Annotated in this window: 25 protein-coding genes; 11 read left to right on the forward strand and 14 right to left on the reverse strand. The window is 61.1% G+C overall.

Annotated elements, in window-relative coordinates:
• Position 1 precedes the first annotated feature (1 nt).
• Positions 2 to 673: a DUF2461 domain-containing protein gene (locus F6X24_RS15000; protein ID WP_151088793.1), complete on the forward strand. Its 672-nt coding sequence runs from the start codon at positions 2 to 4 to the stop codon at positions 671 to 673.
• Here F6X24_RS15000 and F6X24_RS15005 read toward each other — a convergent pair.
• Positions 670 to 1,293 carry a deoxynucleoside kinase gene (locus F6X24_RS15005; protein WP_151088794.1) on the reverse strand — a complete coding sequence of 208 codons (624 nt, stop codon included), beginning with the start codon at positions 1,291 to 1,293 and terminating at the stop codon, positions 670 to 672. The genes F6X24_RS15000 and F6X24_RS15005 overlap by 4 nt on opposite strands.
• 77 nt (positions 1,294 to 1,370) lie before the next feature.
• On the opposite strand from F6X24_RS15005, the gene F6X24_RS15010 reads away from it, so the two are divergent.
• Complete coding sequence (locus F6X24_RS15010; protein WP_151088795.1) at positions 1,371 to 1,823, forward strand: hypothetical protein; 453 nt, start codon at positions 1,371 to 1,373, stop codon at positions 1,821 to 1,823.
• Between the two features lie 14 nt (positions 1,824 to 1,837).
• On the opposite strand, the gene F6X24_RS15015 is transcribed toward F6X24_RS15010, so the two are convergent.
• Positions 1,838 to 2,314 (reverse strand): hypothetical protein, encoded by a 477-nt coding sequence (locus F6X24_RS15015; RefSeq protein WP_151088796.1) that lies wholly within the window; start codon positions 2,312 to 2,314, stop codon positions 1,838 to 1,840.
• Positions 2,315 to 2,458: 144 nt separating this feature from the next.
• Between F6X24_RS15015 and F6X24_RS15020 the strand changes: the two genes are divergently transcribed.
• On the forward strand, positions 2,459 to 2,983 hold the full coding sequence (locus F6X24_RS15020) for a GNAT family N-acetyltransferase (protein ID WP_151088797.1): 525 nt from the start codon (positions 2,459 to 2,461) through the stop codon (positions 2,981 to 2,983).
• 141 nt (positions 2,984 to 3,124) lie between these two features.
• Positions 3,125 to 3,352, forward strand: a complete 228-nt coding sequence (locus F6X24_RS15025; RefSeq protein WP_151088798.1) for a CDGSH iron-sulfur domain-containing protein — start codon at positions 3,125 to 3,127, stop codon at positions 3,350 to 3,352.
• An 87-nt stretch (positions 3,353 to 3,439) separates the two neighbouring features.
• On the opposite strand, the gene F6X24_RS15030 is transcribed toward F6X24_RS15025, so the two are convergent.
• From F6X24_RS15030 to F6X24_RS15040, 3 genes are all read right to left on the reverse strand, one after another.
• Positions 3,440 to 3,802, reverse strand: a complete 363-nt coding sequence (locus F6X24_RS15030; protein WP_151088799.1) for a hypothetical protein — start codon at positions 3,800 to 3,802, stop codon at positions 3,440 to 3,442.
• Positions 3,803 to 3,850: 48 nt separating this feature from the next.
• Positions 3,851 to 4,897 carry a hypothetical protein gene (locus F6X24_RS15035; RefSeq protein ID WP_151088800.1) on the reverse strand — a complete coding sequence of 349 codons (1,047 nt, stop codon included), beginning with the start codon at positions 4,895 to 4,897 and terminating at the stop codon, positions 3,851 to 3,853.
• A 98-nt stretch (positions 4,898 to 4,995) separates the two neighbouring features.
• Positions 4,996 to 5,250: an acyl-CoA-binding protein gene (locus F6X24_RS15040; protein ID WP_151088801.1), complete on the reverse strand. Its 255-nt coding sequence runs from the start codon at positions 5,248 to 5,250 to the stop codon at positions 4,996 to 4,998.
• Between the two features lie 184 nt (positions 5,251 to 5,434).
• Between F6X24_RS15040 and F6X24_RS15045 the strand changes: the two genes are divergently transcribed.
• Both F6X24_RS15045 and F6X24_RS15050 read left to right on the forward strand, forming a co-directional pair.
• A complete protein-coding gene (locus F6X24_RS15045; RefSeq protein WP_151088802.1) occupies positions 5,435 to 5,989 on the forward strand; it encodes a CinA family protein in 555 nt (184 codons plus the stop codon).
• Between the two features lie 72 nt (positions 5,990 to 6,061).
• Entirely contained in the window at positions 6,062 to 7,372 is a 1,311-nt protein-coding gene (locus F6X24_RS15050) for a metal-dependent hydrolase family protein (RefSeq protein WP_151088803.1), read from the forward strand.
• A gap of 69 nt (positions 7,373 to 7,441) precedes the next feature.
• Here the strand turns inward: F6X24_RS15050 and F6X24_RS15055 are convergent, their stop codons facing one another.
• From F6X24_RS15055 to F6X24_RS15070, 4 genes are all read right to left on the reverse strand, one after another.
• Complete coding sequence (locus F6X24_RS15055) at positions 7,442 to 8,185, reverse strand: peptidylprolyl isomerase (RefSeq protein WP_151088804.1); 744 nt, start codon at positions 8,183 to 8,185, stop codon at positions 7,442 to 7,444.
• Positions 8,186 to 8,195: 10 nt separating this feature from the next.
• Positions 8,196 to 9,356: a zinc dependent phospholipase C family protein gene (locus F6X24_RS15060; RefSeq protein ID WP_191906343.1), complete on the reverse strand. Its 1,161-nt coding sequence runs from the start codon at positions 9,354 to 9,356 to the stop codon at positions 8,196 to 8,198.
• A 498-nt stretch (positions 9,357 to 9,854) separates the two neighbouring features.
• Positions 9,855 to 11,915: a M13 family metallopeptidase gene (locus F6X24_RS15065; protein ID WP_151088806.1), complete on the reverse strand. Its 2,061-nt coding sequence runs from the start codon at positions 11,913 to 11,915 to the stop codon at positions 9,855 to 9,857.
• Between the two features lie 222 nt (positions 11,916 to 12,137).
• The gene (locus F6X24_RS15070; RefSeq protein WP_151088807.1) at positions 12,138 to 14,192 is read right to left on the reverse strand and encodes a M13 family metallopeptidase; all 2,055 of its coding nucleotides are present in this window, start codon (positions 14,190 to 14,192) and stop codon (positions 12,138 to 12,140) included.
• A gap of 210 nt (positions 14,193 to 14,402) precedes the next feature.
• Here F6X24_RS15070 and xseA point away from each other — a divergent pair, with 210 nt between their 5' ends.
• Both xseA and xseB read left to right on the forward strand, forming a co-directional pair.
• A complete protein-coding gene (gene xseA, locus F6X24_RS15075; RefSeq protein WP_191906344.1) occupies positions 14,403 to 15,800 on the forward strand; it encodes an exodeoxyribonuclease VII large subunit in 1,398 nt (465 codons plus the stop codon).
• Between the two features lie 101 nt (positions 15,801 to 15,901).
• Positions 15,902 to 16,198, forward strand: coding sequence for an exodeoxyribonuclease VII small subunit (gene xseB, locus F6X24_RS15080; protein WP_229725133.1), 297 nt, complete (start codon positions 15,902 to 15,904; stop codon positions 16,196 to 16,198).
• 127 nt (positions 16,199 to 16,325) lie between these two features.
• Here the strand turns inward: xseB and F6X24_RS15085 are convergent, their stop codons facing one another.
• From F6X24_RS15085 to F6X24_RS15095, 3 genes are all read right to left on the reverse strand, one after another.
• Positions 16,326 to 16,877 (reverse strand): heme NO-binding domain-containing protein, encoded by a 552-nt coding sequence (locus F6X24_RS15085; RefSeq protein ID WP_151088810.1) that lies wholly within the window; start codon positions 16,875 to 16,877, stop codon positions 16,326 to 16,328.
• A 132-nt stretch (positions 16,878 to 17,009) separates the two neighbouring features.
• Complete coding sequence (locus F6X24_RS15090) at positions 17,010 to 17,891, reverse strand: anti-sigma factor (protein WP_151088811.1); 882 nt, start codon at positions 17,889 to 17,891, stop codon at positions 17,010 to 17,012.
• Positions 17,892 to 17,905: 14 nt separating this feature from the next.
• Positions 17,906 to 18,466 carry an RNA polymerase sigma factor gene (locus F6X24_RS15095; protein ID WP_229725134.1) on the reverse strand — a complete coding sequence of 187 codons (561 nt, stop codon included), beginning with the start codon at positions 18,464 to 18,466 and terminating at the stop codon, positions 17,906 to 17,908.
• A gap of 238 nt (positions 18,467 to 18,704) precedes the next feature.
• Between F6X24_RS15095 and F6X24_RS15100 the strand changes: the two genes are divergently transcribed.
• Complete coding sequence (locus tag F6X24_RS15100) at positions 18,705 to 20,105, forward strand: NAD-dependent succinate-semialdehyde dehydrogenase (RefSeq protein WP_151088812.1); 1,401 nt, start codon at positions 18,705 to 18,707, stop codon at positions 20,103 to 20,105.
• 21 nt (positions 20,106 to 20,126) lie between these two features.
• Here the strand turns inward: F6X24_RS15100 and F6X24_RS15105 are convergent, their stop codons facing one another.
• Together F6X24_RS15105 and F6X24_RS15110 are read right to left on the reverse strand one after the other, a co-directional pair.
• On the reverse strand, positions 20,127 to 20,894 hold the full coding sequence (locus F6X24_RS15105; protein ID WP_151088813.1) for a YdcF family protein: 768 nt from the start codon (positions 20,892 to 20,894) through the stop codon (positions 20,127 to 20,129).
• Between the two features lie 135 nt (positions 20,895 to 21,029).
• Complete coding sequence (locus tag F6X24_RS15110) at positions 21,030 to 22,796, reverse strand: DUF885 domain-containing protein (RefSeq protein ID WP_151088814.1); 1,767 nt, start codon at positions 22,794 to 22,796, stop codon at positions 21,030 to 21,032.
• 166 nt (positions 22,797 to 22,962) lie between these two features.
• Here F6X24_RS15110 and F6X24_RS15115 point away from each other — a divergent pair, with 166 nt between their 5' ends.
• Positions 22,963 to 24,273 carry a hypothetical protein gene (locus tag F6X24_RS15115; protein ID WP_151088815.1) on the forward strand — a complete coding sequence of 437 codons (1,311 nt, stop codon included), beginning with the start codon at positions 22,963 to 22,965 and terminating at the stop codon, positions 24,271 to 24,273.
• Positions 24,274 to 24,414: 141 nt separating this feature from the next.
• Complete coding sequence (locus tag F6X24_RS15120; RefSeq protein WP_151088816.1) at positions 24,415 to 25,434, forward strand: aldo/keto reductase; 1,020 nt, start codon at positions 24,415 to 24,417, stop codon at positions 25,432 to 25,434.
• Positions 25,435 to 25,548 lie beyond the last annotated feature (114 nt).

The raw sequence follows: 25,548 nt of genomic DNA on the forward strand, positions 1-25,548 counted from the left end.
GATGGATATAGCTTTTGCGCTCGATTTTCTGCGCCGCCTGGCGGCAAACAATAACACGGCCTGGATGCAGGAAAACCGCGTCGATTACCGGCAGGCCCGCGACACCTTTGCCGCACTCGTAACGGAAGTATTGCGCCGGGCCACGCCGGGCATCCCTGAGCTGGCCGGCCTTACGCCGGCGCAGGTTATGTTTCGGCTGCATAAAAACGACCGGAGCCAGACCGACCCCGAGCCCTATAAGCGGCGCCTGGGTGCCGGCCTGGTGCCCGGCGGGCGGCACGCCCCGCGGGCGGGCTATTTCCTGGCTTTAATGCCGGGAGGCGGCTCGTGGCTGCGGGCCGGGCGCTTCACGCCTACCCCCGCCGAGCTGACGGCCATCCGCCAGGAGATTCATTACAATGGGGCCAGCTTTCACCAGCAGCTGGCCAGCCCGCTATTGCTGCAGCATTTTCCAGGCGGCCTGGATATGGGTGTTCCGCGGCTCACCCGCCCGCCCAGAGGCTACCTCACCACCGACCCCGACCTGCCCTGGCTTAAGCTGAAAAGCTTCGGCGTAGTGCAGCTTTTTCGGGATGCCGAAGTACTGGCGCCCGACTTTATCGACCGCGTGGTGGTGGGTATGCAGGCTGCCCGGCCTTGGGTAAGCTGGCTAAACGAGGCCCTGGACAACTAAAACAGGCCGAATAGCTTATTATCAATCCGCTCTATAATCGTACCCAGGTCTTCGGGCCGGCGTACGTAGTCCAGCTCATTCACGTCGATGATGAGCAGCTTGCCATAAGTATAGCTGGCAATCCATTTATCGTAGTGCTCATTCAGGTTTTTGAGGTACTCGATGCTGATGGAGTTCTCGTATTCGCGGCCCCGCTTTTCAATCTGGCCAATGAGCTTGGGCAGGTCGGCCCGCAGATAGAGCAGTAAATCGGGCGGGTCAACGAGACTTATCATGCTCTCGAACAACTCGTAGTAGTTGTTGTAGTCGCGCTCGGCCAGCAGGCCCGACTGGTGCAGGTTGGCCGCAAAGATGTGCGCATCCTCGTAGATGGTGCGGTCCTGGATAACGCTTTTGCCCAGCTGCACCAGCTCCTTGATGCGGCGCGTCTGGCGAAAGCGGCCATTTAAAAAATAAACCTGCAAATGGAAAGCCCAGCGGTGCATATCTGCGTAGAAATCTTTAAGATAGGGATTATCATCCACTTCTTCCAGAAAAACTTCCCAGCGAAAGTGCTGGGCCAGCTTATGAGCCAGCGTGGTTTTGCCAGCTCCTATGTTGCCAACGATAGCAATATGCATGCAATAAACTACTAAATCGGACGAAATGAGGACGCCAAAGGTAAGCGTTGTATCATTGCTCTTCCTACTACCTTGTTATGGCTGAGTTCCTCTCCTCTGTGCCTGCTCAGCGCTTGCTCAGCGTGCCCGACGTGCATGGGGCGCGGCTGGCCGACATTGACTTTTACCCTGGGCAGGAGCTGCTTTACATTCACTGGCATGGGCACCTCACGACCGACGCGCTGGTGCGGGGAGCAATGGCCGGTATGCAGCTATTTAAGGGCCATCGCCTGCCCCGCCGCCTGCTTAGCGACCATCAGCACGTAACCGGCGAATGGGCCGACGCCCTGCCGTGGCTGCACTATGAGTGGCTGCCCGAAGTCACCCGTAACGGCTTGCAGGTAGTGGCCCATATTCTGGCTCACAATACGGAGAGCCAGCTCAGTAACTACTCAGGCAGCCACGAATTCATCGCGGCCGTTACGCAGGAGTTGAGCGCCATGTCATTTCGGCACCTGGCGCCGGCCTGGCAGTGGCTCACGCACCGCTGAAGCTGGGCGGGCAGCTACTCATTCACGCGGTCTTTGATGCGGCGGGCACCCTGCAGGGTCCGAAACTCGCCCTGGCAGCTGCGCACCGTGAGGCGGTCGTCGAGCGGCAGCTCCAGGCGCACCGTTTCGTAGCGGGCGTTGAGGCGGGTAAGGGCATCGCTGGCCTCATCCCAGTCTTTGGCGGTCCACTGGCGGCGCTGCTCGCGGGTAACTTCCATAAAGCGACTGTACAGGTCTACCAGTTGGCTGGCAGGCACTTTATTTACGTCGATGCTCTCGTGCAGCAGGCGGGCCAGGGTAGGGTCGCCGGTGGCGACGAGGCGGCCGCTGGCCGCCGGGCGGGGTACCGAGGCATGGGGCCGGCCGCCCACCAGGTCGCCGGCGCGCAACAGGCTGTCCTGGGCAGATTTTTGGGCGCTCGCCACCAGGGGCAGGGCCGCCAGCAGCATAGCCGCCGCGGCGCAGCGGATATTAAAAACAGGTTTTATCATGGGAAGAATACGAAATTGGACAGCCACTGCCTTGCCAAATGCGGGCCAATCTGCGCAGCTTAACGCATGGCGGCCCGGCTACGTATGCCAGCCCAGCCCGCAAGTCGGTTTTTTAGCCGACCTTCGCCCGATTCTTTGTCGCTTATGCCTACCCGTTCTGTCCCGGCCGCCTCGGCCTTGCCCCTGCATATTCAGCCCGCCACCGAGCAGGATATTCCTACCATTATCGGGCTGGCTGAGGCCACCTGGGAGCCCACCTATCGCTTCATCATCTCGAAGGAGCAGATAGACTACATGTACCGGGTCATCTACACCCCGGCTTCGCTGCGCCGCCAGATGCGCGAGCAGCACCACACCTTTTTGCTGGCTTACGTGGATGGGCACGCCGCCGGCTTCGCCTCGTATTCCGAAAAGCCAGACAGCATCTATCACCTGAACAAGATATACGTGCTTCCCTCCCACCAGGGCCAGGGCCTGGGCCAGCACCTGGTACAGGCCGTCATCAGCGCCGTGCGCGAGGCCAGGGGCCTGGCCCTGGAGCTGAACGTGAACCGCCACAACCCGGCGCTGGCCTTTTACGAGCGGCTGGGCTTTGTGCAGCACCGCGAGGAAGATATTCCCATCGGCCCGTACTGGATGAACGATTACGTGCTGCGCAAAGACCTTTAACAGCGTGCTGAGTTAGAAATCAGGACTTATGGGTTGGCAAACTTAACCCGGGGCCTGCACCCGCTGCCAGCTCGTACTTTCTAGCTCAGAGCTTTCAACCCACCATTCCTTACTTATCATTCCTAACTCAACCCTCAAAAAATGGCCACTAAACTCACCGTACTTTCCAACGGCTCGCTGCGCGTGGAAGGCGAAGATATTCAACTCGTAGATGCACAAGGCAATGCTTACGGCCTCGGTGGCCGCGAGCGCATCAGCATCTGCCGCTGCGGCCTGAGCAAGCAAAAGCCCTTCTGCGACGGCTCGCACAAAGGGCATTTCGAGCACGATGCCACGGCGTTCGATTTGCCGGCGCCTAAAGCAGTCTAAAAATCCCGGTTGCCTAAAAAGGCGCCGCCGGCCAGCATTAGCTACGGGCCGGCGGCGCCTTTTTCTTTATATAGTCCTTTCATTATATTAACTTCCCTCCTCACCCAGCAGGGCTATCACCGCCCCGGGGTCGGCTACTTCAATAATGAGGCGGTTAAACTCTTCGGCCTCCAGGTCTACCACCAGGGTGTTATCGGGGTGCTGCACATCCAGGAAAGTGGGCTTGTGGTCGGGCATATTGTCGAGAAAAAACGTGCCGGCCGTAATCAGCCCCGGCACATACGTGCCCGCCGCCCGAATACCCGCCAGGTGAGCGGTTGCGGCCGGGTCGCGGCGCACGCCTTTGATATGGCTGCGGGGCACGCGCAGCTCGCTGCGAAACGACCAGAGCTTGTGCCAGCCCTCAACGGTAAACACCACGCTATCGTCTTGTAGATGAACAGCAACCATTAGGCAGATTAAGAAAATTAGATTACTAAAATAGGACTACATTCCTCATCAGGCGACACTATTGCCCAGGGTTTTGGGTCCCAGCATCAGCCAGAGGTTCAGGCGTACAATATCGCCCATGGAGTCGCATCGCGCGAAGAGCTGGGTATGATGGTAGCGATTGAGTGCTCCCTTCAGCTCCTCTACCTTATCGGGCGGGGCCAGCTCCTGGCGGCGCATTACGTCGAGCAGGGCCTTGAGGCGGTGGCGCTCGGCCCTGGCGCGGCGGGCCATCAGCGTGCGCTCCTCGGCCTGGTACTGGCGCAGGTTTTCGGGCTTGAGCAGGCGGGCGCACATCTCTACCACGGGCTGGTTGTCTTTGAAGGCCTGGGGCACATACATGGCCCGGCGGCCCTCGTAGCTCTGCTGGTCGAAGTCTATAGCCCGAACCCTATATTGCTCATCCTCAAAGTCGGGCGTTACGTCGATGACGTAATTGTAGGCCCGCATATCGCCGAGCAGCCGGGCAAAGCAGCGCTCATTGAACTTCACAAACTCCTTGGCGATGCGCACCTGGTTGAGGTGCGGCTGGTTGAGCCGGAGCCGGATAAAGTCATCGCCCGGAATGCCGGCAATATGCTCCTCAATGAGCGTATTGCCGGTATCCACCAGAAAATTCATGGAGTTGGGTGACAGCAGGTGCTCCAGCTCCAGGCCATAAAGCCGCGAGGCATCGGCCTGCTTCACGTAGAAGTAGTCGTAGTTGTCGTTGAGCTGGTTGAGAATGCGCACCCGAAACGGGTGCGAATTGCCAAACCGGCAGTAGTCGATGCGGTCGGCCAGCAGGTTATCGGCAAATGAGAGGTCGCCGGCCGTTTTGAGCAGCGCATACACCTGCACCAGCCCCTGGCTCAGCTCCACCAGGTTTTGGGGCTCATAAAAAACCGTTTGCCAGAGCGTATCCTTCCCGACGCGGTCGAGCAGCGCAAACGAGTTGCTGAAGCGCAGCAGGTCGGCGTAGCTCACGGGCAGCGGCGCCTCGCGGTCGTAGTCGCGCAGATACTGGCGCAGGGCCGGCGTAAGCGGGTAGCTGGGCTTCTTTCGGGAAATATCCACTTTTTTAACGGTTAATTTTTAGTGGCTACTGCGTAATGCCGCTCTGACGGGCGTTTTGGGAAGCAGCAACCAGCTAACCAACTGGCCACTAGCGGTTATTAGCCATTGAGCTCATTCACCAGCTCTACGTATTGCTGACGGGCAGCGTCTTTGCTGAGGCCGGCAAGCTGCTGCCAGGCATCGTATTTGGCAATGGCCTTGAAGTCGAAGCCGCCAGGGCGCGAGCCGGTTACGTCGCCTTCGGTAGCCTGCTTATAGAGCGCATAAAGCTGAAGCAGTACGGTATTAGAAGGCTTGGCGGGCAGTTGCTGGGCGCGCTGCGAAGCGGCCTCAAAATCTTGCTGCGTAGTCATGACTAAAAAATTTATGAATAACTAAACCGGAGAATAAGCCGGAGCTTACTGCCACAAACGTAGGGGATGGGCTGCGAAAGTGCGGCCGGCAGTTGGCCCTAGCGCAGCAGCCAGCCGAAACATCGGGACAATATATTCACGTAGTGCCTAGAGTTGCCTTGCCGCTTTTGCCCGAACGCTAGTTATGAAACCCACGCCTTTTGTCGCCGACTGCACGCCGCTGGTCAAGCTTTTTCTGCAATACAAGCTCACCCTGGCCCTGGCCGAAAGCTGTACCTGCGGCCTGGTAGCCGCCCAGCTGGCTCCCGCCGAAGGGGTAAGCGACGTGCTGCTGGGCTCGGTGGTTACTTACCACGCTATTGCCAAGCAGAAATTGCTGGGCGTGAGCCCGAAGACGATTGAGCTCTACTCGGCCGAAAGCCAGCAGACGACCAATGAGATGGCGCTGGGCCTGCATCAGCGCCTGCCGCAGGCCGATGTGTGCGTAGCCGTAACCGGCCTGTGCGGCCCCGGCCCTTCGGCTACCCCCGACAAGCCGGTGGGCACGGTGTTCGTAACCATTCTTATCGACGGGCACGCCCACGAGTACCGGGTACTGCTAAAAGGCGATGCTAACAGCATGCGCCAGCAGGCCGCCGAGTATATCTACCAGCAGCTCACGGAGCTGCTCAATCGCTTGCAGCCCATGGCCAGGCAAAGCGCGGCCCAGCAGCGCGTGGGCAGCGCCGCCCATAAATAATAGCAGCCGGCGAAAGCAGCGCGACGCGTAGCTTGCGGAACATTTACCCACCGCCACGCACGCTCTTTACTTATGCCCAACGCTACCCGTACGCTGCTGCTGCTTACCTCACTGGGCCTGGCCGGCCCGGCTGCTTTCGCCCAAAAAACCCTGCTGCACTGTGGCCACCTGCTCGATGTGCGCAGCGGCCGCCTGCTCAGCCAGCAGACCCTGGTGATAGAGAAAGACCGGATAACCGCCGTGCAGGCCGGCTACACGGCCGCCGGCAGCTCCCAGGACCACGTTATCAACCTCGAAAACCGCACGGTGCTGCCGGGCCTTATCGACTGCCACGTGCACCTCGAAACGGTGCCGAGCCGCGGCTCCTTTGCTGAACAGTTTACCCTCAACCCGGCCGATGTTGCGTACCGGGCCGAAGCGAATGCGCTTACTACCCTGCGGGCGGGCTTTACCACGGTGCGCGACTGCGGCGGCTCGGGCGTAAACACGGCCTTGCGCAAGGCCGTGGCGCGGGGGCTCGTACCGGGGCCGCGCATCTACTCGGCGGGGACGGCCATCTCCTCCACGGGCGGGCACATGGACCCGACCGACGGCCTCAGCGAGAATATGATGGAGAAGCTCAACCCCGGCCCGGCCGAGGGCGTGGCCAACGGCCCCGACCAGTGCCGGCAGGCCGTGCGGGAACAGTTTCGGCGCGGGGCCGACCTTATCAAAATTGCCAGTACCGGCGGCGTGCTCGACCTGAGCAAGGACGGCAGCGGCGCGCAGTACACGGAGGAGGAAATCAGGGCCATTGTGCAGACCGCCCACGACCTGGGTATGCCGGTGGCCTGCCACGCCCACGGCGCCGAGGGCATCAAGCGGGCCATCAGGGCGGGCGTCACCAGCATCGAGCATGGCTCGCTGATGGATGCCGAGGCTATTCAATTGATGGCTAAAAACCGTACCTGGTACGTGCCCACCATTATTGCCGGCAAGTCGGTAGCCGATACTACGCGGCGGCATCCGGATTACTTTCCGCCCGTTATTGCCGCGAAGGCCCTCAACATCGGCTCGCAGATACAGGCCACCTTCGGGCGGGCCATCAAGCAGAATGTGCGGGTGGCCTTCGGCACCGACGCGGGGGTGTATCGGCACGGCAAAAACGCGCTGGAATTTGGCTATATGACCGAGGCCGGCATGTCGCCCATTGAGGCCATTCGTACGGCTACGGTCAATGCCGCCGAGCTACTGGGCGATGCGCAGAACCTGGGCGCGCTCGAAGCCGGCAAGTATGCTGACGTGGTGGCCGTAGACGGCGACCCCTTACAGGATATCTCGACGCTCACCCGGCCTAAGTTCGTGATGAAGGGCGGCCAGGTGTACGTGGGAGAAGGAAATTAAGCAGGAAAGCTGAGCAGGAGGAAGTAGAAATAACAATTCTTACTTCCTCCTGCTCAGCTTCTTAGCCCGTTATTTCACCACTTCTACCTTCATGGCTACGTCGTTTATCGGCCATTTATCCTGGGGGTCAACCGGCTCGCGGGCGATTTTATCGACTACGTCGAGGCCTTCTAGTACTTCGCCAAATACGGTGTACTTGCCATCGAGCGAGGGCACGCCGCCCAGGGTGCCATAGGCTTTGACCTGAGCGGGGGTGAGCGGCCGGCCCGCGGCGGCGCGGGCCTGAAAAGGCGTTAGCTTCTGGCCTACTACGAAGTAAAAGTCAGTATTGGAAGACAGGTGCCCGGGGTTTTGCGCGTCGTCGTAGCGGGCCATGCCCAGTGCTCCTTTCACATGGAAGTGCCGGGGCCGGATTTCGGGCGGCAGCCGGTAGCGGTGCAGCTGGATAGTGCGCGGGCCGCTCGTTTGCCCGCCCTGCACGGCAAAGTCCTTCACCACGCGGTTGAACACCGTTTCGTCGAACACGCCCCGCCGGGTAAGCAGCAGAAAATTAGCCTTGTGAATGGGCGTGTCGTCATATAGCCTTACCCTAATATTCCCCAGCCGGGTTTTCAGCAGCACTTCCGAGCCGGGGTACTGGCGGCCATAGGCCAGCAGGGCCGCCGGGGCGGTGCTATCGGTAAGCGTAGCAATGTCGGGGCCGGGGGGCTTGGGTTTGGGCGGCGGGGCCACCGCAGCCGGCTTGTCGGCGGGGCCGCAGGCGGCCAGCAATCCCAACCCCGCAGCCAGCCAGGGCAAACAACGAAACATCATGCGCGCGACCTTAAGGCTTGGTTTTTTTCTTGTCGGTACCGGCTGGGCCTTTGGCTTTTACCTTTACCTTACTGGCCGGTGCGGCGGCCGGGGCCGGGGTACCAGGCTCGGGCGGGGGCGGCGGCACAGCCTCGCCCTCCGCCGCTTTTATCTCATCGGCAGCCTGCGCTTTCTTCTCGGGCTGGGCCAGCAGCAAATGGTCCTGGAAGAGCGTATTGGCCTTCCAGGCCTTAAGCTGCGTGGCAAGCTGGTCCTTTTCCTCCTTGCCCAGCTTGGCCGACGCCATCAGGGTGGCCAGGTCGGGGCGGCCTGCCTCCTGCCAGGCCGTCAGCCACATTGAGGCTACCATGGGCGAAGCACCCTTGAGCCGAAAGCCCACCATACCGCCCACTTCCTTCTCATAGGCATCGGCAAAGGCATCGGAATAGCGGCGCTGGGTACGGCCAAAACGGTGCGAGAAGGTGTATTTGGTCTGGGGCGTAAAGCTTTTGCTCAGCTTGGTTTCAATGTCGTAAGTGGCCGTCAGGAAGCCGTAGCTGTTCTGAATAACGCCCCAGATGGCCGCCAACGGGTCTTTCAGCTCCTTGCCGGCTTCACCATCCAGCTTATACACCGACAGAAATCGCTCGGGCAGCTGGCTTTCCCAGAGTGAATGCAGGCCGGCCTGGCCGGTAAGCTGGCCGTCGTAGTTCACGGTAGTGTGCAGCGGCACAAAGGCGTCGGCCGTGTAGTGGCTCAGCTCGGCCGAGTACTTGATAATGGCCGTAGTGTCGCGCTGCCGGAAGGCCTCCACCAGCTTCTGCTTGGTATCGAGCACGGTCCAGGGCACAGTACCGTACTTGTTGAGCGTATCGGCCGAGAACTTGGCAGCGGCGTCGTCATAAGCCCGGGGCACCTTGGCAAAAGGGCTGTCCTCGGAATAGTGGTCCATGTCGATAAAGTGCCGGGGGGCTTCGGCGGGGTCCTGGGCACGACGCTCGTCGGGCACGGTGCTCAGGCGCACCAGCTCGGCCATGTGCCGGAAATAAAATACCTGCATGGCGGCCGGCAGCTCGTACACGGCCACCTGCGTGATAACGCGATGCCCTACGAAGCCCCAGGCGCGGGCAGCCGGGGCGGCCGGGCCCAGCAGCAGGGCCGCCAGGCCCAGGCTAAGAACTAATTTTTTCATAGGAGGAATGCGCCGGCTGCTTTTGCCGCTGCTTGCTGGCGGGCCGAAGTTCGGGCCGGGCGGCCACATTTCCACCTCCAGTCCGCTCGGGAAGCGGCATCCTGGTTTGCTTGCTGAGGCCAGCCGGCGGCGCAGCCGAATTGCAGCAGCAGCTGCCCTGCCCTTTCGCCCGCCGCCCGCACCCAACAGCTTTAACCTACCCAGCTACTTCTACTCATAAACAGGCTGGTTAAAAAAGGCTGAACCAGCGACTATCACCGCCCGGCTACCGGCCACGGCAGCACCTAAACTTTTCTACACAGCTGCGAGTTAGGTTAATGAAGCCGCAAGGCTTCTGGCTGTAGCGACTATAAAGCCCGGTTCCCGCAAGGAAGCCGGGCTTTTTCGTGGATTACGGCCAGACTCCACCGCTTTTTGTACCATCTCGAAGAATAGCCCACAAAAAAAGCCTGACCAATACGGCCAGGCTTTTCGTCGTTTAGTCAATTTGCAAAGACCTTACCAAATGCGTGAGCGGTCCTGGGTGGCGCGCACCATCTTATTGCCTTCTTTGCAGCCAAAGGCCTCGTAGAACTCGGGCATGTTCATGAGCGGGCCATTGGTGCGGTACTGGCCCGGCGAGTGCGGGTCGGTCTGGATTTGCTGGCGCAGCGCCTCCGGGCGCTGATTGGCGCGCCAGATTTGAGCAAAGCCCAGGAAGAAGCGCTGATTGGGCGTAAAGCCGTCAATCTTCTGCCCACCTTTGGCCTGCTGGGTTTTCTGGAACGCCTGGTAGGCAATGGTCAGGCCGCCGATGTCGGCCAGGTTTTCGCCCATCGTCAGGTCGCCGTTTACGTGCACCGAGTCGAGGGGCGAGAAGGCGCTGTACTGCTTGCCCACCATCGCGGCTTTGGCCGAGAATTTCTCGTTATCCTCCTTGGTCCACCAGTCGCGCAGGTTGCCTTTGGCATCGGAGCGGCGGCCCTGGTCGTCGAAGCCGTGGGTCATTTCGTGGCCGATTACTGCGCCAATACCGCCGTAGTTTACTGCGTCGTCGGCTTTAGGGTCGTAGAAGGGCGGCTGCAAAATACCGGCCGGGAACACGATTTCATTCATGCTCGAATTGTAGTAGGCGTTTACCGTGGGCGGCGTCATGCCCCACTCGCCCCGGTCAATCGGCTTGCCAAACTTGCTGGTGTTGTCTTTTCCAGCCCACTCGGCCGTGGCAAACAGGTTTTCCAGGGCACTCTGGCGGGTGATTTTCAGCTTGGAATAATCTTTCCACTTATCGGGATAGCCGATTTTCACCGCGAAGGCGTTCAGCTTCTGAATAGCTTCCTTCTTGGTGTCGGCACTCATCCAGTCGGTGGCCATAATGCGCTCGGCGTAGGCGCGGCGCAGGTTTTCGACCATCTCCTTGGCCCGGGCCTTGGCGGCGGGCGAGAAGGCCTCATCAACATAGAGCTGGCCGAATGCTTCGCCCAGCGCGCCATCGGTGGCGCGCAGCGCCCGCTTCCAGCGCGGCTGCTGCAGCTTGGCACCCGTCAGCACCTGCTGAAAGCGGAAGCTGGCATCGCCATAAGCTTTAGGCAGCGCCGACGTAACGCCGCTCACCAGGTGCCAGCGCAGGTACTGCTGCTGGTCGGCAATGGGCGTGTTGGCCATCAGCGTATTGGCCGCCGCCAGGTATTCGGGCTGCCCAATAATAAGGTCCTGCGCGCTGCTGAGGCCGTTTTCTTTGAGCACCAGCGGAATGTCCAGGCTCGGATAATCCTTGGTGGCCTGCGCTACCGTCACTTTGTTGTAGTTCTTGAGGCGGTCACGCAGCTCGACGCGGCTGCGGCTGGCCTGGGCCATTTTGGTTTCGAGGGCCAGTACCGCGTCGGCGTTGGTGGCGGCCAGGCTGGGTGCATCGCCCAGCAGCTGAAACACGCTGGTCATGTAGGCCTTGTAAGCCATCCGGATAGCTTTTGAGCGACCATCATCTTTCAGGTAGTAGTCGCGGTCGCCGAGGCCGAGGCCGCCCTGGCCCATCGCCACGGCATATTGCGTGCTGTTCTTGCTGTCCTGACGCACCCCAAAGCTGTACCAGCCCGTACCAAACGACTTGGGGTCGGCCATGTACTTCTGAATATCGCCCAGGTTTTTGAGGCCGGCAATCTGATTGAGGCGTGGCTGCAAATACTTCAGGCCCGCGGCCTCAATGGCGGCCGAGTCCATAGCGGCGGCGTAGAAGTCGCCCACCTTTTGGAGGTTAGAGCCCGGCTTGGCGCTACGGTCGGCAGCAGCCTTTACCAGGATGCGCTTCTCCACGGCAATGTTGCGGTCCTGCAGCTCGTTGAAGGCCCCCCAGCGGGTTTCAGCGGCCGGCACGGGGTTATTTTTTATCCAGTTGCCGTTGGCATAGTGGTAAAAATCCTCGCAGGGGCTCACCGACTGGTCGATGTTGGCAAGGCTGATGCCGACGCCCTGCTGGGGCGGCGAAGTTTTTCTGGCAGGCGGCCCAAAGGCGGTGGTGGCGGCCAGCGTGCCGAGGCCCAGCGTAGCCAGCGCAAACCGCGAGATGGTAGTGGAGGACATGAAGAGGATTGGTTAGGAGAAAAGAGAGAAGGCGAAAGTTACTTAGCGTAAATAGATGCAGCAACAGCTTCACAGTTGCATCACAACGAAGTAAAGGCACGCACACCTAAAAAAATTTGCAACAAAAACCCCGCTTCCTTTCGGGAGCGGGGTTTTTGTTGCGCAAACACTGGGATTCGGACTGGTTTTTAGACGAGAACTGCCAGGGCTACGCTGCTTTACTTACCAGATGCGCGCCTGCTCGGCAGTGGGGCGCGCCATCTTGTCGCTGGGCTTGCAGCCAAAGGCCTGATAAAACTCGGGCATGTTCATGAGCGGGCCGTTGGTACGGAACTGCGCCGGCGAGTGCGGGTCGGTCTGCACCTGCTGGCGGGCCGCTTCGGGCCGGATATTGGTGCGCCAAATCTGGCCCCAGGCCAGGAAGAAGCGCTGGTTGGGGGTGAACCCGTCGATTTTCTGGCCGCTCTTAGCTTCGGCCGTTTTCTGGAACGCCTGGTAGGCGATGGTCAGCCCGCCGATGTCGGCCAGGTTTTCGCCCATCGTTAGCTTGCCGTTGACGTGCACCGAGTCGAGGGGCGAGAACGCGTCGTACTGCTTGCCCACCATGGCAGCCTTGGCGTTAAACTTATCGCCGTCTTCCTTGGTCCACCAGTCGCGCAGGTTGCCTTTGGCATCGTACTGCCGGCCCTGGTCGTCGAAGCCGTGGGTCATTTCGTGGCCAATTACTGCGCCAATACCGCCGTAGTTGACGGCATCATCGGCTTTGGGGTCGTAGAACGGCGGCTGCAAAATACCGGCCGGGAACACAATCTCGTTCATCGGCGGGTTGTAGTAGGCGTTCACCGTGGGCGGCGTCATGCCCCACTCGGTGCGGTCAATCGGCTTGCCAAACTTGCTCAGGTTGTCTTCGGCAGCCCAGGTGCGGGCGGCCAGCACATCCTGCAGGTAGCTCTGGCGATTAATGGTCAGCTTGGAATAATCTTTCCACTTGTCGGGGTAGCCGATTTTCACCGTGAAGGCATTCAGCTTTACGAGTGCCTCTTTTTTGGTGGCGGCGCTCATCCAGTCGGTGGCCATAATGCGCTCGGCATAGGCCTTGCGCAGGTTCTCAATCATTTCCTTGGCCTTGGCCTTCGCGGCGGGCGAGAAGGCCTTGTCAACATAGAGCTGGCCGAATGCTTCGCCCAGCGCGCCATCGGTAGCACGCAGCATGCGCTTCCAGCGCGGCTGCTGCAGCTTGGCGCCCGTCAGCACCTGCGAGAAGCGGAAAGCATCGTCGCCAAATGCCTTAGGCAGGGCCGAGGCCACGCTGCTCACGAGGTGAAAGCGCAGGTACTCGCGCTGGTCGGCGATGGGCTCGGCGGCCAGCATGGTGCTTACTTCCTTCAGAAACTCGGGCTGCGCCACAATAACCTCCTTAGCCGCCAGGTGGCTTTCCTTCAGCATCAGGGGCAGGTCGATGTTCGGGAATTCCTTGGTGGCCTGGGCCACGGTCATTTTGTGGTAGTTGGCCTGCGGGTCGCGCAGGTCCACGCGGCTTTTGCTGGCTTTGGCCAGGCGCGTTTCGATGCGCATTACCGTGGCGGCATTGGCTGTGGCAGCGGCCTCACTGTCGCCCAGGCGCTTAAAGGTGCTTACCAGGTAGGTCTGGTAAGCCGCCCGGATACCTTTCGAGCGGCCATCTTCCTTCAGGTAGTAGTCGCGGTCGGGCAGAGTCAGGCCGCCCTGATAAAACTGCACGGCGTACTGGGTGCTGATTTTTTCATCCTGTCCCACGCCCGAGTTAAACCACACGCTGCCAGCCTGGGCCTTGGGGTCGGCCAGAAACTTCTGCATTTCGGGCAGGGTCTTAATTGCGGCAATGCGGTCGAGGTAAGGCTTCAGGTATTTGAGGCCGGCGGCCTCAATGGCGGCCGTGTCCATCGCGGCGGCGTAAAAGTCGCCTACTTTCTGGGCATTCGTGCCGGGTTTTGCCGAGGCAGCGTTGCGGGCCAGCTCTTCCAGAATGGCTTTCTGCGTGGCATTGTTGTGGTCGGCCAGCTCGTTGAAGCTACCCCAGCGGCTTTCGGCGGCCGGCACGGGGTTGTTTTTGAGCCAGTTGCCCGAGGCATAGCGGTAAAAGTCGTCGCAGGGGCTCACCGAGGTGTCAATATTGGCCGGATTGATACCTACGCCTTTGGGGGCGGCAGTTTGCGCCAGCGTCGGGGTAGCCGCAGCCAGGCCCAGCGCTGCCACGGCCAGCGCCGCGCTCCGCTGGTAACGGGAGATTGTTGACATGAAAAAGAGAATGTGGATGGGGTTGAGTAGGGAATGTGGCCCGCAAGTTAAGGGCTTGGTAGCATTTGCGCGATGCCTTTCTTCAACTAAGCTGCCAGAAACTGAAATGGCCCCTAAATGCTTACCAGCACACTCATTGCCCCGGCTGGCGGGCCGGCGCGGTACTTTTGCGGCTCGCCGACTTCCGGCCCGCTAACGCCTACCCTTCTTATGCCTCTGTATCCGCGCCGTGCCGCTGCCGAGCCTGCCGGTCCGCTCACCCTGGGCGCCCTGCTTGCGCAGGTGCGGGCTGCCCTGCACCACCGCTTTCCCGACAGCTACTGGGTAGTAGCCGAGGTAGCCGAGATGAGCCGCCCCCGCCAGCTGGGCGGCCACTGCTACCTCACCCTTACCGAGCCGGCGGCCGGAGCCGAGGCGCTGGGCTTTACGGCGCAGGCCCGCGCCACCCTTTGGGGCAGCCGCTACCAGCAGCTGGCACCGGCCTTCGCCGAGGCTACCGGCCAGGAGCTGCGGCCCGGCCTGCGCCTGCTGCTGCGGGTAAAAGTGACGTTTCACGAGCAATATGGCTTTTCGCTCGATGTGCTGGCCCTCGACCCCAGCTATACCGTGGGCGAGCTGGCCCGCCAGCGCCTGGCTACGCTCCGCCGCCTCCAGGAAAAAGACCTGCTCGAACGCCAGCAGGAGCTGCAGCTACCGCTGGGGCCGCAGCGGCTGGCCGTTATCTCCTCCCCTACTGCGGCTGGCTTTCAGGACTTTGTGCGCCAGCTCGAAGAGGCGCCCTACGACTTTGCCCTCACGCTGTTTCCGGCCCTGATGCAGGGAGAAGACGCGCCGGCCAGCATTCGGGCGGCACTCGATGCTATCCGGGCCCGACAGGGGCAGTTTGAGGTGGTCGTGCTCATTCGGGGCGGCGGAGCCAAAACCGACCTGCTGGCGTTCGACGAGTACGGGCTGGCGGCGGCCGTGGCATCGTTTCCGTTGCCCGTACTAACGGGTATCGGCCACGAGCGCGACGAGGCCGTGGTAGACCTGGTGGCCCACCGCGCCCTGAAAACCCCTACTGCCGTAGCCGCATTTCTGGTTGAGCGCCTGGGTCGGCTCGAAGCCCTCGTAGCCGAGCTGGCCGACCGTATTGCCGACCGCAGCCACCAGCACCTGGCCCGCCATCAGATACATCTTCAGCGCCGGGCCGGCCAGCTGCGCGAGGCAGCTCACCAGCAGCTACGCCAGGCCCAGGACGCCCTTACCCAGCGCAGCCGCCAGGCTACGCTGGGGCCACGCCAGCACCTGCGCCAGCTTGGTCAGCAGCTCGTAAGCTATCGCTACACGCTGCCCCGGGCTGCCCGCCACTCGCTTGCGCACGAAGAGCAGCGCCTGCGCCGCCGCTCGCGCACGGTACTGCGCCGCTTTGCCCGCCACCACCAGCGCCGCCGCGAGCAGCTGATGCGGCAGCGCTATTTAATGCAGCAGGAATTTATAAGGCTAAGTAAGAATCATGAACTAAAAATCATGGGCTATGAGCTGGCCGGCCTGAAGCGTGAAAATTTACTTATTCGCAAGCATTTTACCAACAGGCAATTATCAGCTGTTACTCTTCCCAAAAAATAATGCCTTAAACCTGGTAGCCGCTCTGTTTGCCACACCCGTTTATTCCGGCACATTCGCTGTGTTTGCTGCTCTAACTCATCCTTTTTAATCTCTCACTTCCCGTGACTTACAACGAAGCCATTCAGGAGCTAGAAACTATCCTTCGCAGCCTCGAAACCGACCAGGTGGAGGTAGACGACCTGACGGCCCGCGCCGAGCGCTCGGCCGAATTAATTCGCCTTTGCCGCCATAAGCTACGCCATGCCGAAGCTTCGCTCGACCGCATTTTTGACTCGCTCGATGAGGAAGAAGACCCGGATGAGGAGCAGGAAACCGAGCTTGCCGAGGATGATAGCGACGATGCCGACGATTATGAGCCGGGCGGACCCGGCCGCCCCGCTTCGCCAAGATTATTTTAATAAATTACCTTCGCCACTAAATACGGCACCGGTCCTGCGGACGAAAGCAAGACCGGTGCCGTATTTGTTGGCGAAAGTAGTAGCCATGCCAGGACTGCTGAGTGCTGGCTGCAACGTCCAAAAATAATTATTCCTGAGCGGAATTTCTCCGGACGTGAATCTGTACGCGCTCGCCATCTTCGCTCGTGGTTGGCATCACGTCAATGGCATCGGCTTCGTCGTAATAAGCGGCCAGGCCCCGCACAATGCCCACAGCCAGGCCCCCCATGCGGCGCGGCGACACATAATTAATTAATAATTCGTTTTTGTCAATCCGCTTTACCTGAAGCACAGGCGGTGAATTTTCGGGATGCTCGCGGCGCACCTGACCGTGCATATGCTGCTCCGTATTTTCCAGCATTTCGAGAGTGCGCCAGTCCGGGTTTACGTATTTCTGGTACATGTACATTAAATCGGGCACGAGGTACTCGCCGAATTTTTCGTGTAGCTCCCCGGCCGGAATACCAGTCAGCTCAGCCGCCTGCCCTACCAGGGCATATATATGCTCGTCGGGATACACTTCCTTGTGGTCAAAATCGCCCGAATCGAGGCCGGCCAGCTCCACCAGCTTCAGCCAGGTGCTGTGGTCGTACTGCGTTTGGACGTAGCGCTTGAGGAGGGTAAAAATGGTGCCGTGCATATACTGAATAAAGACTTCGAGCGGGTATAACGCGCCGGTCAGCGCAAAAGTTAACTGCGCCCTAAGCCCTAAAAGTACAAAGCACCCGCCCCACCACTATTGGCAGAGCGGGTGCATTATATTCAATTTTAATTATATATTACCAATAACCGTCATCGTAGCGAGTGTAGGCCCGGCGCTGCCACCGGCCGGCTCTACCGTCATCGCAAATGCCTGGGCGCTGGCAATATCCTTCATCTGCTGAATGCTATCACCGGAGGCCGTATTGGCGGCCAGCACGCCGGCATCAACCGGCTTGCCTTTGTCGAGCGCCCAGAGCTGGTACTGCTTGCCGGGCGGCAGGGGCGGCAGCTGCTGCACGTCAACGTAAACCCGGTGGGCTGTCGCGTTGTACATCACCCTTGCGCGGGCCGTAGGGTGGGCCGGCGTGCCAGCCAGCGCCACCATTTTGTAGCCCACGGGTGAGCGCAGCAGGTGCAGCTGCTCCTGCGTAGTAGCCAGGCGGCGCTCCATTACCTGCGAGGTCTGGGCAAAACGGGCCTGGCTGTTCTGGGCCGCTACCAGGTCGGTATTGGCTTGCTGCCAGCGGCTGTAAAGCAAAGCGTTAGCCCCCAGGCTGAGCAGCAGCGCCACCGAGGCGGCCATAGCCCAGACGCTGCGACGGGGCGCCTGCGCAACGGGAGTGGAAGCGGCAGCAACTACCTGAGGATTAGAGGCCGACACCCGCATGGCAGGTGCCGGAGCGGCAACGGGAGCGGCGGTTACCTGGGCGTCGGGGCGGCCTATTTCGGCCAGTACCCGGCCGAGCACCTTGTCGCGCAGGCCCGCAGGAACTACCTGAGCGTGAGCTTCGGCATACACTCCCAGGCCAGCCAGGAGTTCGTCGAGCTCCTGGCGCACCTGCGGCGAGCGGGCGGCCCACTGCTCCACCTCGGCCTGCGCCGCTGGGTCTAGCTCGCCCAGCACGTATTGCTCCAGGCGGCCTGATTCGATATAAGACTGATAATCTTCCACGGATGTAACTGGAATTAGCGGATAAGTTTGGCTAGTATTTTCAGAGCGGTGCGGGCCCGGGTTTTCACGGTGCCCAGCGGGAGGTTCAGCTCTTCGGCTGCCTCACTTTGCGTGAAGCCGCCGAAATAGAGTAAGTCGATAACCTGACGCTGCTCGGGCACCAGCTTGCGGGTTATTTCCTGCAAGCCCACGTGCTCGGGGCGAAATGTTTCCGGGGCGGCCTGGCGCTGTGCTGCCAGGCTATCGTCGAGGCCCTGAGTGCGAGAACCTACGCGGTGCTGACGCGAGCGGATTTTATCAATCGCTAAATTTCGACTAATATTCACGACCCACGTAAACAGCCGGCCCTTGCCGTTATCGTAGCTGGCCATCGAGTGCCAGATTTTGACCAGCGCCTCCTGGAGCACGTCGGCGGCTTCTTCCTCATCCTTGACGATGCGGTTGATAACGCCGTAGAGCGCCGCCGAGTAGCGGTCGTAAAACTCGGTCATGGCCGACTGGTCGCCGCCCCTGAGGCGTTCGACCAGTGCCGCTTCGGCGGCAGTAGGGGTAGAAATGAGAGGGAGGTCGGACACGGAAAAAACGAAAGGCAAAACCGACGGAGCCAGCCGAAGCACTCGGTAACTCACGGCGAATGTAGGATATTTTTAGGTTTAGCGCTACTGGGCAGCTTGTGGTTGAGGTTAACCGGTGAGCCAGCACCTGGTAAACTGGCCCGACTGCGCCGACGTAACCCAATACCGCACTGTACGGTTTGTAAAGCAGAGCGGTGACTAGTTTACAGTAAAACCCACTGGCTTTCTCCCCCCAGGTATGGCTATCGAATCTATTAACCCTTATACGGGTCGGCGGCTGCGCCGCTTCGCGGCTTTTTCGTGGTCTAAAACTGAGCGAATACTGGCCCAGGCGCATCAGGCCGCCAGCCAATGGCGCACTACCGCGTTTGCCGAGCGGGCCAGCGTGCTGCGCCGGGTTGCTGCGCTGCTGCGCGAGCGCCAGGACGAATTAGCCTATCTCATGGCCGTGGAAATGGGCAAGCCCCTGCGCGACGGCCGGGCCGAAGCCCAGAAGTGCGCCGCCTGCTGCGACTACTACGCCGAGCACGCCGAGGGCTTCCTGGCCGATGAGGAAGTAAAAACCGATGCCGGGCACAGTTTTATCAGCCATGCGCCGCTGGGCGTGGTGCTGGCCGTGATGCCCTGGAATTTTCCCTTTTGGCAGGTAGTGCGCTTTGCCGCGCCCGCACTCATGGCTGGCAACGTGGGCCTGCTCAAGCACGCCTCCAACGTGCCACAGTGCGCGCTGGCACTGGAAAATATTTTTCATGACGCGGGCCTGCCGCCGGCCGCGTTTCGTACTCTGCTTATCGAAACCGAGCTGGTAGAAAAGCTCATTGCCGACGACCGCCTGCGGGCCGTCACGCTCACTGGCTCGGAGCGGGCCGGCGCGGCCGTAGCAGCGGCAGCGGGCCGGGCTATCAAAAAAACCGTGCTGGAGCTGGGCGGCTCCGACCCCTTTATTGTGCTGGCCGATGCCGACTTGGAACTCGCGGCTAAGACTGCCGCCCAGGCTCGTCTGATAAACGCCGGCCAGAGCTGCATTGCCGCCAAGCGCTTCATCGTGGAAAAAGCCGTGCAGCCGGCCTTCGTCAAGCTGCTTAAAAGCCACCTCGAACAGCTGCGCTACGGCGACCCCCTCAATGAAGAAACTACCGACTATGGCCCGCTGGCCCGCCCCGACCTGGCCGATGAGCTCAGCCGGCAAGTGGCCGACTCGGTGCGGCAGGGCGCGCGGATGGCGCTGGCCGGCGGACAGCCCCGGCCCGGCACCGCGCAGTTTGCGCCCGTTATCCTGACTAATGTTAAAAAAGGCCAGCGGGCCTATGCCGAGGAGTTTTTTGGCCCGGTGGCGCTGGTCCTTACGGCCCGCGACGCGGCCCACGCCGTGGACCTGGCCAATGATTCGGAGTTCGGCCTTGGGGCCGCCGTCTGGACGCGCAACCCGGCGCAGGGCGAAGCCATTGCCCGCCAGCTTGAAAACGGGGCCGTTTTCGTGAATGGCATGGTAAAATCGATGCCGGAGCTACCCTTTGGCGGCGTAAAGAAATCGGGCTACGGCCGCGAGCTTTCCTATCTGGGCATCCGGGAGTTTGTCAATCAGAAATCCATCTGGATTGCCAAAACAGCTGAGCCGGCCGCCACAAAAACCGAATAACGAAAACTGGCAGCTTGCTCGCTAGCAATAGCCAGCGGCCTTATACACGAGCCAGCCGGCCAGCTCGTGCAGCAGCAGGCTCCAGCGGGTGAGAGCATCGGCATCGGGCAGCAGCCAGTAATCGGGCGTCCAGCTGCGGTCGGTGGTGCGAAAATCTGCCGGGAAGGCCTGGGGGTACAGGCCTACTTTGGCAAAACAGCCCAACGCCCGCCGCTCATGAAAGGCCGAGGTTATCAGTACCAGGGACTTGATAGCGGGGTGCCGGGCCAGCAGCTCTTTGGTGAAGAGCGCGTTTTCGCGGGTATTGCGGCTACGCTCTTCCAGCAGCAGCACCGAGTCGGGCACCCCGGCCAGGCGCAGCAGCGTGCGCAGGCCAGCCGCCTCCGTACCAACGGTTTTCAGCACGGCCCCCGAGCCGCCCGAAATAATAATATACCGTACTCGCCCGGCCCGGTACAGCCACAGTGCGTTGGTAAAGCGGTCGGCCCCACGGCTCAGGTAAACCCGGTCGTGGGGCGACTTGTTGCCGGTGGCAATGCCGGTGAGCAGCACCGCCGCATCGGCCGGGGCCACGGCGGCCAGCCCTACCGCCGGCTTTTCCCAGGCCAGCAACGCCTCATTGACCAAGGCATTGCTGGTACCTACTGCCAGCACGACGGCCGCGGCCACCAGCCAGCGCCGCTGAGCCCGGCCACCTGACCGGGCTACCAGCGCGCCCAGCAGCGCCGCCGCCAGCCATACTGTGGGTAATAGTAAAAAATCAAGAAGCTTAGAAAGCAGAAAGAACATGAGCTGCAAAAAAACATACCGGGCCCACAAAGCACCTTAGCTGGCTCGAACCCACGAGCCCCGCGGCAACAAGGTGCTTTGTAGGCTCAGCACGTCTACTCGTAAACCGCGCTAAGCAATGCCTTGGAATTCCGGCTAGCGGCGAAGCATTAGCTGACCAATATATTTGACTGGGGCGCTGCCGTAGCTCAAAAACTGCTCATTGAAGTTCTTGAGGTTGAAGTGGCTGCCTTCCTTCTTCTTCATCTCGTCGCGCAGGGCCACAATCTCGGTGTAGCCGGTGAAGTACGAGCTGAGCTGCACCTGGCTCAGGGTGGCGCGGTGCCACTTGTTGCGGGCTTCGGCTTCTTCCTGAAAGCCCGCGCCGGTAAGCAGCGCCACCACGTCTTTTTCGCTGGCATTCTGGGTCTGAATAAGGTTATCGACCACGGCGTTCAGGGTCGAGCGCATGTTCCACTTATCCCACAGCAGCCAGATTTCGTCGGAGTTGCCGCCGTAGCCGCTTTCCAGCATCATGCGCTCCGAATACACGGCCCAGCCTTCAATCATGGCCCCGTTGCCAAAAATACTTTTCACCAGCGAGGGCGAGCGGTTGGCGTACACGAGCTGGGTGTAGTGACCGGGGATGGCTTCATGAATATTCAATATTTGCAATGTATAATCATTGTACTCCCGCAGGTAGCTTTCGGCCTGGGCGGGCGTCCAGCTGGCGGGCAGCGGCTCCACATTGTAGTAGGTATTGGCCTTGGTATCGTAGGGGCCGGGGGCCGAAACGCTGGCTCCTGCCCCACTGCCGCGCATGTAGAGCGGCGTTTCGCGCACTACCAGCGGCTTGGTGGGGTCCTGGGTCAGCAGCTGATGGTCGTTGACAAACTTGATGAGGGTCGGAATCTGGCGCTTCACGGCGTCTACAAAACCTTCGCGGGGCGCGTGCTTAAGCGTAAGCTGGTCAATCACTTTACGAATCAGCTGCAGCGTATCCTTGGGCATGGGCTGGCCGGCGCAGTACTTGGGGAAGAGCCGCGCGGCGCGCCGGCCCATATCGTGCAGCAGGTCGGCCTTGTGCTGCTGAGCCAGCTGCAGCACCTCAGCGGCCGAGTAGCGCGACTGAATATCGAGGGCAAACTTGCGGGCAAACAGGTCTTTCCCGATGCGAAACGAGCGAAAGCCGCTTCCCGTCAGCACATCCTTTTTCAAGAAGTCGATGTAGCCTTGCACAGCCCGTTGCGCCCCGGCAATCCGCTGATTTAGCAGCTGCTTTTCGGCGGCGTTCAGGCCCGATTTGCGCACCGAGTCGGCCAGGGCCGAGCCGAATACGGCCAGGCCACCCTGGTTCTGAGCCACGGCCAGCTCGGCGTGCTCGCGGGTAGGATGGCTGATATTGGCCTTGGCGGCGGCGTAGTACGCCCCGGCCTGGGATATTTTATCAGAGATATTGCGCAGGCGGCGGTCCAGCCGGTAGTGCCGGCCATTAAGCAAATCGCCCACGCTGGCACCCAGGTTATAGGTTGCCGGGTTCCACTGCCAGTTTTTGAGCGTGTCGGCGTACCAGCGCTGCGAGCGCAGCTCATTGGTGAGCAGGTGCAGGTCAATCTGGTTATTCGGCGACAAGCTATCGAGGGTAAAGCCCGCGAGCGCCCCCAGGTTTTGAGCCACGAAGGCCGCATCGCGCTTGCGCTGCTCCTCGCTGGGAATAACGAGCAGCGAATCGTATTTATGATAGCCCTGCGACGAGGCGTAATCGGGATTTTGCTTCCATAAATCCAGAATAAACTGATTTTTGAAGCGGTCGAAGCGCGCATCGGCGGGCGTGGCGGCCGGCTGGCCGGCGGTAGAGTTGGTGGATGGGCTGGTGCAGGCCGGCAGGGCCAGCGCCAGCAAGGGGAGGTAGCGAAGTTTCATGCAGGGGCAAGTTAGCAGCCAGTGGAGCTTTATCCGACCACTGCCTTGGTATCCGGCCTGAAAATTGCCACTTAATCTGGCCTACACAGCCGGTTTGTAGTTTTGATTACCGGCCTGGGCTATTTTCCATTCTGTGGCGGGCACCCTGTGCCTGCCTGCTTTTTGTATGACTACTGCCGAATTCAAGCTATTACTCGTTGGGCTGCTCCTGCTACCCGGCGCTGCCTGGGCGCAGGCTACCGCTCCGGTCCCTACCGCGCTTACGCCGCCCGTAGCACCCGCTACTCCTGCCGCCCGCCCCGCCCCCGACGACGCTACCGCCCAGGCGCAGGCCACGGTGCTGCTGCTCACGCACCGCGTCGATAGCCTGCGCCAGGCCTACCGCCAGCAGCAGCGGCTCTACAGCGACCTGGGTGGCAAGTTTACGAGCTTCCTGGCCGGCCAGAAGCTGAGCCAGACCACCCGCTTCACGCTGGCCAAGAGCAACGTGCAGGCCACTGCCAACCTGCTGCTGGTGTGCCACAGCCGCCTTACCCAGCTGCGGGCGCTTACCCAGGCCCTGCGCAATGCCAACGAGCAGGCGGCGCTCAGCTCGCCCACCGACAGCAACCCGCTCGGTATCTCGCTGGTGGAATATACCAAAACCCTTGTGGCCAACAAGGCCGTGGACAAGAGCAAAGGCCGCCGCCTCGTCGACCTGGCTGCTCACCTCAGCCAAAGCTCGTATGTAACGGCTATGCCCACGGTGGGCCCCATGCTGAACGCCGTGGGCGAGCTGCTGACCAGCGTGCGCGCCAGTAGCCTGAGCAGCGACGGCTTCACGGCCGAGCAGGTGAAAATCATCGAAAACGGCCTGCGGCCGACGCTCAACTTTTTTTCGGCGCTCGACGCGGCGCGGGCCGATAACCAGGCCTCGCTGCTTACCCTCGACAACGAGCTGAGCGTGTTGCAGCACCAGCTCAGCCAGCTGTACCGGCCCTACGCGCAGCTGGTAGCATACCAGGAAGATATTTCGGCCTACTACACGGCCCCGCCGCCCGGCCAGCCCGCCACCAACACCCTCGACGTGAGCAACATCAGCCACATGAGCAACTACGTGGCTGCCAACCTGGGGGCCCGCTTCGCCTCGCTCGACCAGGCCTTTGCCCGGGCCCAGAACCAGAGCGATATTCTGAACCCCGACGGCTACCTCACGCCGGCCAACAACTCGGCCGAGGCCGCCGTGCAGCTTGCCGCCCAGCTGCAAAGCCTCACCGACCGCCTGCCCGTCATTACCAGCCAGTACAGCGCCGCCATCCGGGCGGCCATCGCGCAGGGCCAGCAGGATGGGCTTATCAAGGCCGACCGCGCCACCCGGGTTATCGCCGACGAGACCCGCCGCGCCAAGGAAGCCGCCGAAACCTACCAGCAGGCACGGGCCTCGGAGCGGTTTGGCGAGGCGCTGGCCAACGTGAAGCCGCTGTTTAAGCTGTATTAGGACAGTAGCGTGGACTCTGCGAGTCCGCGCGTGGTATCTATTGACTAACGTTCTCACGTGCGGACTCACAGAGTCCACGCTACGCCAAACAATCTGCCTGCGGGCATGCTTATACCCCCGCACTCCATTTTTCCTTTTCCCATGAAATACAATCTGCTGGGCAATACCGGCCTGAAAGTTTCTGAGTTGTGCCTGGGCACTATGACGTTTGGCACGCGCGGCGGCCGCTTCGGCGCCATCAGCGGCGTCGACCAGGCCGGGGCCGACGCCCTGGTGAAACGCTCGCTCGACGCGGGCATCAATTTTATTGATACGGCCAACGTGTACACCGAAGGCCAGTCGGAAGAAATTACCGGCCAGGCGCTGCACAACCTCGGCATCCGGCGCGACGACGTGGTGCTCGCTACCAAAGTGCGCGGCAAGATGGGTGACGGCCCCAACGACGCCGGCCTGACGCGCAAGCACATCATGGCCCAGGCCGAAGCCAGCCTCAAGCGCCTGAAAACTGATTACATCGACCTCTACCAAACCCACAGCTTCGACCCGCTTACGCCCTGGGAAGAAACCCTGCGCGCCCTCGACGACCTCGTGCGCCAGGGCAAGGTGCGCTATATCGGGGCCAGCAACGTGGCCGCCTGGCAGCTCCAGAAAGCCCTTGACACCTCGCACTACCAGCACCTCGAAAAATATGCGTCGCTGCAAGGCTACTATACCCTGGCCGGCCGCGAGTTGGAGCGCGAGCTGGTGCCGCTGCTGCTGGCCGAAAAAGTGGGTCTGATGGTGTGGAGCCCGCTGGCCGGCGGCTTCCTGTCGGGCAAATACACCCGCGAAAACGAGAAAGGCGAAGGGCGCCGCAGCAACTTCGACTTCCCGCCCGTCAACAAAGACCGGGCCTTCGACATCCTCGACAAGCTCCGGCCGATGGCCGAGGCCAAGGGCAGCACCGTGGCCGCGCTGGCCCTGGCCTGGCTGCTGCACCAGCCGGTGGTAAGCACCGCCATCATCGGCGCCAAGAAAATGGAGCAGCTCGACGACAATCTCACGGCCGTCGACGTGCAGTTTACCCCCGAAGAGTTGAAGGAGCTGGACGAAGTAAGCAAGCTGCCCGCCGAGTACCCCGGCTGGATGCTGGAGTTCACTAAGGGCGACCGGCAAGCGTAAGCCGCGTAGCGTGGACGCTGCGAGTCCGCGCGTTAGAACGTTTTCAATGATACCACGCGCGGACTCGCAGCGTCCACGCTACGCAAAAGGGCTCGTGGCACCGCTGCGGGCCCT

The sequence above is a fragment of the Hymenobacter baengnokdamensis genome (assembly GCF_008728635.1).
In the GTDB taxonomy this organism is placed as follows: domain Bacteria; phylum Bacteroidota; class Bacteroidia; order Cytophagales; family Hymenobacteraceae; genus Hymenobacter; species Hymenobacter baengnokdamensis.

What these genes read in the sequence shown, in the direction of transcription:
- F6X24_RS15050 (WP_151088803.1), top strand. Translation starts at nt 6,062, where the DNA reads ATGCCCAACGCTACCCGTACGCTGCTGCTGCTTACCTCACTGGGCCTG.
- F6X24_RS15030 (WP_151088799.1), bottom strand. Translation starts at nt 3,802, where the DNA reads ATGGTTGCTGTTCATCTACAAGACGATAGCGTGGTGTTTACCGTTGAG.
- F6X24_RS15100 (WP_151088812.1), top strand. Translation starts at nt 18,705, where the DNA reads ATGGCTATCGAATCTATTAACCCTTATACGGGTCGGCGGCTGCGCCGC.
- F6X24_RS15085 (WP_151088810.1), bottom strand. Translation starts at nt 16,877, where the DNA reads ATGCACGGCACCATTTTTACCCTCCTCAAGCGCTACGTCCAAACGCAG.
- F6X24_RS15060 (WP_191906343.1), bottom strand. Translation starts at nt 9,356, where the DNA reads ATGAAAAAATTAGTTCTTAGCCTGGGCCTGGCGGCCCTGCTGCTGGGC.
- F6X24_RS15070 (WP_151088807.1), bottom strand. Translation starts at nt 14,192, where the DNA reads ATGTCAACAATCTCCCGTTACCAGCGGAGCGCGGCGCTGGCCGTGGCA.
- F6X24_RS15055 (WP_151088804.1), bottom strand. Translation starts at nt 8,185, where the DNA reads ATGATGTTTCGTTGTTTGCCCTGGCTGGCTGCGGGGTTGGGATTGCTG.
- xseA (WP_191906344.1), top strand. Translation starts at nt 14,403, where the DNA reads ATGCCTCTGTATCCGCGCCGTGCCGCTGCCGAGCCTGCCGGTCCGCTC.
- F6X24_RS15120 (WP_151088816.1), top strand. Translation starts at nt 24,415, where the DNA reads ATGAAATACAATCTGCTGGGCAATACCGGCCTGAAAGTTTCTGAGTTG.
- F6X24_RS15000 (WP_151088793.1), top strand. Translation starts at nt 2, where the DNA reads ATGGATATAGCTTTTGCGCTCGATTTTCTGCGCCGCCTGGCGGCAAAC.
- F6X24_RS15110 (WP_151088814.1), bottom strand. Translation starts at nt 22,796, where the DNA reads ATGAAACTTCGCTACCTCCCCTTGCTGGCGCTGGCCCTGCCGGCCTGC.
- F6X24_RS15015 (WP_151088796.1), bottom strand. Translation starts at nt 2,314, where the DNA reads ATGATAAAACCTGTTTTTAATATCCGCTGCGCCGCGGCGGCTATGCTG.
- F6X24_RS15115 (WP_151088815.1), top strand. Translation starts at nt 22,963, where the DNA reads ATGACTACTGCCGAATTCAAGCTATTACTCGTTGGGCTGCTCCTGCTA.
- F6X24_RS15040 (WP_151088801.1), bottom strand. Translation starts at nt 5,250, where the DNA reads ATGACTACGCAGCAAGATTTTGAGGCCGCTTCGCAGCGCGCCCAGCAA.
- F6X24_RS15105 (WP_151088813.1), bottom strand. Translation starts at nt 20,894, where the DNA reads ATGTTCTTTCTGCTTTCTAAGCTTCTTGATTTTTTACTATTACCCACA.
- F6X24_RS15010 (WP_151088795.1), top strand. Translation starts at nt 1,371, where the DNA reads ATGGCTGAGTTCCTCTCCTCTGTGCCTGCTCAGCGCTTGCTCAGCGTG.
- F6X24_RS15045 (WP_151088802.1), top strand. Translation starts at nt 5,435, where the DNA reads ATGAAACCCACGCCTTTTGTCGCCGACTGCACGCCGCTGGTCAAGCTT.
- F6X24_RS15005 (WP_151088794.1), bottom strand. Translation starts at nt 1,293, where the DNA reads ATGCATATTGCTATCGTTGGCAACATAGGAGCTGGCAAAACCACGCTG.
- F6X24_RS15025 (WP_151088798.1), top strand. Translation starts at nt 3,125, where the DNA reads ATGGCCACTAAACTCACCGTACTTTCCAACGGCTCGCTGCGCGTGGAA.
- F6X24_RS15020 (WP_151088797.1), top strand. Translation starts at nt 2,459, where the DNA reads ATGCCTACCCGTTCTGTCCCGGCCGCCTCGGCCTTGCCCCTGCATATT.
- F6X24_RS15065 (WP_151088806.1), bottom strand. Translation starts at nt 11,915, where the DNA reads ATGTCCTCCACTACCATCTCGCGGTTTGCGCTGGCTACGCTGGGCCTC.